This is a genomic window from Mycobacterium sp. (genome assembly GCF_050701675.1).
In the GTDB taxonomy this organism is placed as follows: domain Bacteria; phylum Actinomycetota; class Actinomycetes; order Mycobacteriales; family Mycobacteriaceae; genus Mycobacterium.
In genome coordinates, this window is the sequence record NZ_JBOGDD010000412.1 from 1 (window position 1) to 5,651 (window position 5,651).

Annotated in this window: 5 protein-coding genes and 1 pseudogene; 4 read left to right on the forward strand and 2 right to left on the reverse strand. The window is 66.1% G+C overall.

The window, feature by feature from the left end:
* A partial coding sequence (locus ACRDUX_RS12485) for an LLM class flavin-dependent oxidoreductase (protein WP_526414326.1) occupies positions 1-247 on the reverse strand: 247 nt, incomplete at its 3' end.
* Between the two features lie 222 nt (positions 248-469).
* On the opposite strand from ACRDUX_RS12485, the gene ACRDUX_RS12490 reads away from it, so the two are divergent.
* Both ACRDUX_RS12490 and ACRDUX_RS12495 read left to right on the forward strand, forming a co-directional pair.
* Positions 470-1,444, forward strand: a complete 975-nt coding sequence (locus tag ACRDUX_RS12490) for an aldo/keto reductase (RefSeq protein WP_526414328.1) — start codon at positions 470-472, stop codon at positions 1,442-1,444.
* 111 nt (positions 1,445-1,555) lie between these two features.
* Positions 1,556-2,617: an SGNH/GDSL hydrolase family protein gene (locus ACRDUX_RS12495; protein ID WP_526414330.1), complete on the forward strand. Its 1,062-nt coding sequence runs from the start codon at positions 1,556-1,558 to the stop codon at positions 2,615-2,617.
* Positions 2,618-2,625: 8 nt separating this feature from the next.
* On the opposite strand, the gene ACRDUX_RS12500 is transcribed toward ACRDUX_RS12495, so the two are convergent.
* Positions 2,626-3,471 (reverse strand): dienelactone hydrolase family protein, encoded by an 846-nt coding sequence (locus tag ACRDUX_RS12500; RefSeq protein ID WP_526414332.1) that lies wholly within the window; start codon positions 3,469-3,471, stop codon positions 2,626-2,628.
* Positions 3,472-3,552: 81 nt separating this feature from the next.
* On the opposite strand from ACRDUX_RS12500, the gene glmS reads away from it, so the two are divergent.
* Both glmS and ACRDUX_RS12510 read left to right on the forward strand, forming a co-directional pair.
* Positions 3,553-5,418, forward strand: coding sequence for a glutamine--fructose-6-phosphate transaminase (isomerizing) (gene glmS, locus ACRDUX_RS12505; protein WP_526414334.1), 1,866 nt, complete (start codon positions 3,553-3,555; stop codon positions 5,416-5,418).
* 2 nt (positions 5,419-5,420) lie between these two features.
* Positions 5,421-5,651, forward strand: a pseudogene (locus ACRDUX_RS12510) (alpha/beta fold hydrolase); the annotation flags it as partial.

A 5,651-nucleotide genomic window follows, 5' to 3' on the forward strand; every position in this document is an offset into this window, starting at 1 on the left:
GGCGGGCCAGCGCCGCGAATTCCATCGCGAGGTAGACCGGATTACGCACTGCCGCAGGTGCAATGCCGAGCCCGACCTGGATGCCGGTGGTGACCGCCAGTGCCGCAGCCACCTGAGCGACGCCACCCGCCAGGCCGAGGTCCTCGCAGAACCACAGGTGGCCGAATCCATTCGCCTCGACCGTGCGGCTCAATGCGATCACGTCTTCGGCAGGTCGTGCGTCGATCTTGAAACCGATCTCGGTCATCTGAATCCACCTCGTCGTCTCGTCGTTGGGTGTCACCGACATGCGGGCCCCAAGCCAGCCTGCCGTGCGGTGCGCCAAGACATAAGGCGCAGTTCGTGAAACAGGCGGACGGAGACGTGCACACGTTGGGTGGGGTGGAAAGTTTGGTGAGGTGATTACGCTCTTGGAGTGATGCAACCACCAATGCGAGTGTCGGACAAACGGTTTCACGAGAGATCGAGATTGACCTTCACCGCCATCGGATTCGGTGGAGCGCCAATCGGCAACTTCAACGGAGTATTCAGCGACGACGACGCGCTCGACATGGTGCCCCAGTCTTGGCGCCACGGCGTCCGGTACTTCGACACCGCGCCTGGATACGGCAACGGGCTCAGTGAGTACCGGCTCGGTCAAGCCCTCCGCCACCTCGACCGGGCCGACACGGTCGTGTCGACGAAGGTCGGCAGGGTCGTCACCCCCGCCAAGGGCGCACCGACGATGAACGGTCAATATCAGGACACTCCGCCGTTCGTCGCGGACTTCGACTACAGCTACGACGGCGTCATGCGGGCGGTCGAGCACAGCATGCAACGGATGCTCACCGACCACTTCGATGCCCTGTTCATCCACGACTGCGATCGCTACACCCACGGCACGTCGCAGCCCGAGTACTTCCGGCAAGCCCTCGTCAGTGCATTTCCGGCATTGGAGTCGCTGCGTGACCAAGGAGTGGTGAAGGCAATCGGCTTCGGCGTCAACGAGACCGACGTCATGACCGAGGCGATCAAGGCCACCGACGCGGATCTGTGTCTTCTGGCGGGCCGCTACACACTGCTCGAGCAGAATCCCTTGGACGAGCTACTGCCCATGTGCGAAGAACGAGGCGTCGGGATCGTCCTCGGTGGGGTGTACAACAGCGGCATCCTTGCGACGGGGCCGGTGGTCGGTGCGCGGTTCAACTACGCGCCCGCGCCGCAGGACGTGCTGGCGCGGGTGGGTGCCATCGAAGAGGTGTGCCTGCGTCACGGAGTCCCGTTGGCGACGGCCGCGCTGCAGTTCGCCCATGCGCACCCGGCAGTGACGAGCATCTGCCTGGGCGCCCGCAACGCCGAACAGCAGGCGCGCAATGCCGAGCTGTTCGAAACGACCATTCCCGAGGAGCTTTGGGACGAGCTGCGGGATGCCGCCCTGATCCGGGAGGATGCGCCGACGCCCTAGTGTCGCGATCCGTCCCAAACGCATAGGGCGGCAATGCGGAGGTTCCGGCGCCATTCGAGCCCGAAGTCACTGTTCCGCCGGGTACCGTTGGGCACCATTACGTTTCAGGCCATGATTCACGAAGAAGCCAGCGAGGAACAAACATTCATGAACACGTCGATGCGTGGACGAGCGCTAGCGCTGAGCGCAACCGCAGCGTTGTGCGCGCTGGCCGGCGGCGTGATGCCGTCGCAGGCCATGGCCGAACCGGCGGACGGGCCTGCGATCACCCAGGCGGTGTTCTTCGGTGACAGCCTGACCGACGCGGGCACCTACGGGTTCCGCTTCACCACCATGCCGGGGATGACCTGGGCCCAACACGTGGCTCAACGACTTGGCCAGTCAACAGAACCCAATGAGCACGTCGCCGCCTACGGCGATGTCTATCAGGGCAAGCCGGGGAGTCCCGGTCCCGGCGGGCTGAACTACGCCGAGGGCGGGGCGCGGGCGAACAGTGCCTACTCCTCGGTATCGGACAATCCCGAGGGAACGCCGATATCCACCGTGGTGCAGGTCGATCGATTCCTGCAGCAGCACGGATCCTTCAACCCCAACCAGGTCGTCACGTTGTACGTCGGGACCAACGACGTCGCCTACAACTTCGATCCGACAAAGGATCCGGATCTCGCACAGTCCCTGCGCGACAACGTCACTCCCGGGGAGGACGTCATGGTCGGTGAGCGGGCCCGGGTGCAGACAGCGGCCACCGACGAAGCCCAGACGGCGTCGAAGATCCTCGCCAACGGCGCGCAACGCCTGCTGGTGTTCAAACTCTTCGACATCAGCAAGGATCCGTGGTTCCGGTCCGACGCCGCTCGCCAGTACGTCGGTGAGCTGGGCGCGGTCTACAACGAGACGCTTCTGGCGGCGCTGCCTGCAGACCCGCGCATCCAGATCATCGACACCGAAGCATTCGTCGACGGACTACTGCAGAATCCCGGCGAGTACGGCTTCACCCACGGCGCCAACGAGGATGCCTGCGCCAAGCTCGATCAGGACTACTGCGATGCCAAGTCGATGAAGTCACCGGATGCCGACCGCACGTATGTCTTTGCAGCCGCGGAGCACATGACCACGCACGCCAACGAACTGCTCGGTGACTACGTGCTGCAGCAGATCGGGCTCGAAGGCTGACGCCCGCGCTACGGCTTGAGCAGCGCGACGACCTTGTTCTCCAGATCGATGGGATCGTCGGAGAACGGATCCATCACCTCGGTCTTGGGCAGCGCCACCTCGGCGTCGGCGAAGTCGCGGTATGTCTTGTCGCCGGTCAGCGTGTGCAACAGATATCCGGTGAGCAGTGCGCGCACGATCTTCTGCGTGCCCTTGTCCGCGCCAGGCAGCTTGACGAGCCGGGACAGTCGGCGGCCCTCGGCCAGCCCGCCTGCCGTCACCTTCTTGGCGCTGCGCAGGGTCGCGGGCTTCCACACCCTGGCCAGCTCGACGGCGTTGGATCGCAGCGACATGGGATCGCCTGGGTCGGCGAGGATCAGGCCGGGCACCTTCAGCGTGGCCGCGGGCTGTTCGGCGGGTGGTCGAGTCACCGAAGGGAACAGCGCGGCGGCGGCCTTGACCCGGCCGGGCATCCCGGCCGCGGCGAACACTGCGGCCGATCCGCCGAAACCGTGACCGACCACACCCAACTTGGTGGGATGGACGCTGATCTTCCCAGGACCCAGCCGGACGCCTGAGACGATGTCGAGCGTCGTGCCCAGGTCGAACGCCAGATTCAGCACCGATGGCGCGATGCCGGTCTCGGTGTTCGGGGCCGCCGCGACGATGCCCCATGACGCAAGATGCTCCAGCGTTCCCGAATACCTGTCGGCCGCGACCAACCAGTCGTGACCGAAGGCGACGCCGGCCAGATTCAACCCCGACGCGGGCGTGTACACGATGCCTGGCAGGCCGGCAAAGGCCAGGTCACCGCGCAGAACCGCGTGCGGGCCCCGATGGGTCAACGCAGCGAAGAGTTTCTTCGTCTTGGCCACCCGATGACCGTAGCTCACACGAAGTCGAGCCGGCTGCTGCACTGCCCCTCCCAGCTGGAGGCTGCATTAAGCTGCAGCGTCATGTGCGGAATCGTCGGCTACGTCGGGCAGCGTCCAGCCCGCGACATCGTCGTCGACGCTCTGCGGCGGATGGAATACCGGGGCTACGACTCCTCGGGTGTCGCGCTGCTGGACGGGCACGGCGGCATGGCGGTACGCAGGCGCGCAGGCCGGCTGGCCAATCTCGAGGCGGCTCTTGAAGAGGCCGATTCGCAGGAGCTGATCGGGAACACCGGTGTCGGCCACACTCGCTGGGCCACCCACGGCAGGCCGACCGACCGCAACGCCCACCCCCACCGTGACGCGGCGGGCAAGATCGCCGTCGTTCACAACGGGATCATCGAGAACTTCGCCGTGCTGCGTGCGGAGTTGGAGGCCACCGGCGTCGAGTTCGCGAGCGACACCGACACCGAGGTGGCGGTCCACCTGGTGTCGTGGCAGTACCACCACGGACCCACCGCGGGTGACTTCGTCGGTTCGGTGATGGCGGTGCTCCCGCGCCTGGAAGGCCACTTCACTCTGGTGTTCGCCTGCGCCGACGACGCCGACACCATCGTGGCGGCGCGACGCTCCACCCCGTTGGTCATCGGGGTCGGCGACGGGGAGATGTTCCTCGGCTCCGACGTCGCCGCCTTCATCGAGCACACCCGGGACGCCGTCGAGCTCGGCCAGGACCAAGCCGTGGTGATCACCGCCGACGGCTACCGGGTCACCGATTTCTACGGCGACCCCGACGTGGAGTACCGCGAGTTTCACATCGACTGGGACCTGTCCGCCGCGGAAAAGGGCGGCTACGAGTACTTCATGCTCAAGGAGATCGCCGAGCAGCCCGCCGCCGTCTCCGACACCCTGCTCGGACACTTCGTCGACGGCCGCATCGTGCTCGACGAGCAGCGGCTGTCCGATCAGGAGCTGCGGGAGATCGACAAGGTCTTCATCGTCGCGTGCGGCACCGCGTACCACTCGGGGATGTTGGCCAAGTACGCCATCGAGCACTGGACCCGGTTACCGGTCGAGGTCGAACTGGCCAGCGAGTTCCGCTACCGCGACCCGGTGCTCGACCGCAGCACGCTGGTCATCGCCATCTCGCAGTCCGGGGAGACCGCAGACACCCTGGAGGCCGTCCGGCACGCCAAGGAGCAGAAGGCCAAGGTGCTTGCCGTCTGCAACACCAACGGCAGTCAGATCCCCCGCGAATGCGATGCGGTGCTCTACACCCGCGCGGGGCCGGAGATCGGCGTCGCGTCCACCAAGACCTTCCTGGCTCAGGTCGCTGCGAACTATCTGGTCGGGCTCGCGCTGGCGCAGGCCCGCGGCACCAAGTACCCCGACGAGGTCCAGCGGGAGTTCGACGAGCTGCAGGGGATGCCCGACCTCATCGCACGGGTGCTGACCTGTATGAAGCCGGTCACCGAACTGGCTCACCGGTTCGCCTCGTCGTCGACGGTGCTCTTCCTCGGCCGACACGTCGGCTACCCGGTGGCCCTCGAGGGTGCGCTCAAGCTCAAGGAGCTGGCTTACATGCACGCCGAGGGCTTCGCGGCGGGTGAACTCAAGCACGGGCCGATCGCGCTGATCGAGGACGGCCTGCCCGTCATCGTCGTGATGCCGTCGCCGAAGAACGCGGCGGTGTTGCACTCCAAGCTGCTGAGCAACATCCGCGAAATCCAGGCCCGCGGCGCGCTCACCATCGTCATCGCCGAGGAGGGCGACGACACGGTTCGTCCGTATGCCGATCATCTGATCGAGATCCCGGCGGTCTCAACACTATTCCAGCCGCTGCTGTCGACCATTCCCCTGCAGGTGTTCGCCGCGGGGGTCGCGCAGGCGCGTGGCTACGACGTCGACAAGCCGCGCAACCTCGCCAAGTCCGTCACCGTCGAGTAAGGGTGGCAGGGGTCGGGCACTTCCGCAGCGACGCCGCCCAAGCTCGCTTTCTCGAGGTCTATCGCACCGGGATGGCCGCGCTGCCGGACGTCGCCGCGTCATTCGACGTGCCAACGGCTTTCGGTACGGTTCGCGCCTACCGGTTCGACGGACCTGCCGATCGCCCGCCGGTGGTACTGCTGCCCGGGCGCAACGCATCCACCCCGATGTGGCGGTCGAACCTGCCTGCGATC

Excerpts from the sequence above, each read along its gene's own strand:
- ACRDUX_RS12495 (WP_526414330.1), top strand. The coding sequence starts at position 1,556 with ATGATTCACGAAGAAGCCAGCGAGGAACAAACATTCATGAACACGTCG.
- glmS (WP_526414334.1), top strand. The coding sequence starts at position 3,553 with ATGTGCGGAATCGTCGGCTACGTCGGGCAGCGTCCAGCCCGCGACATC.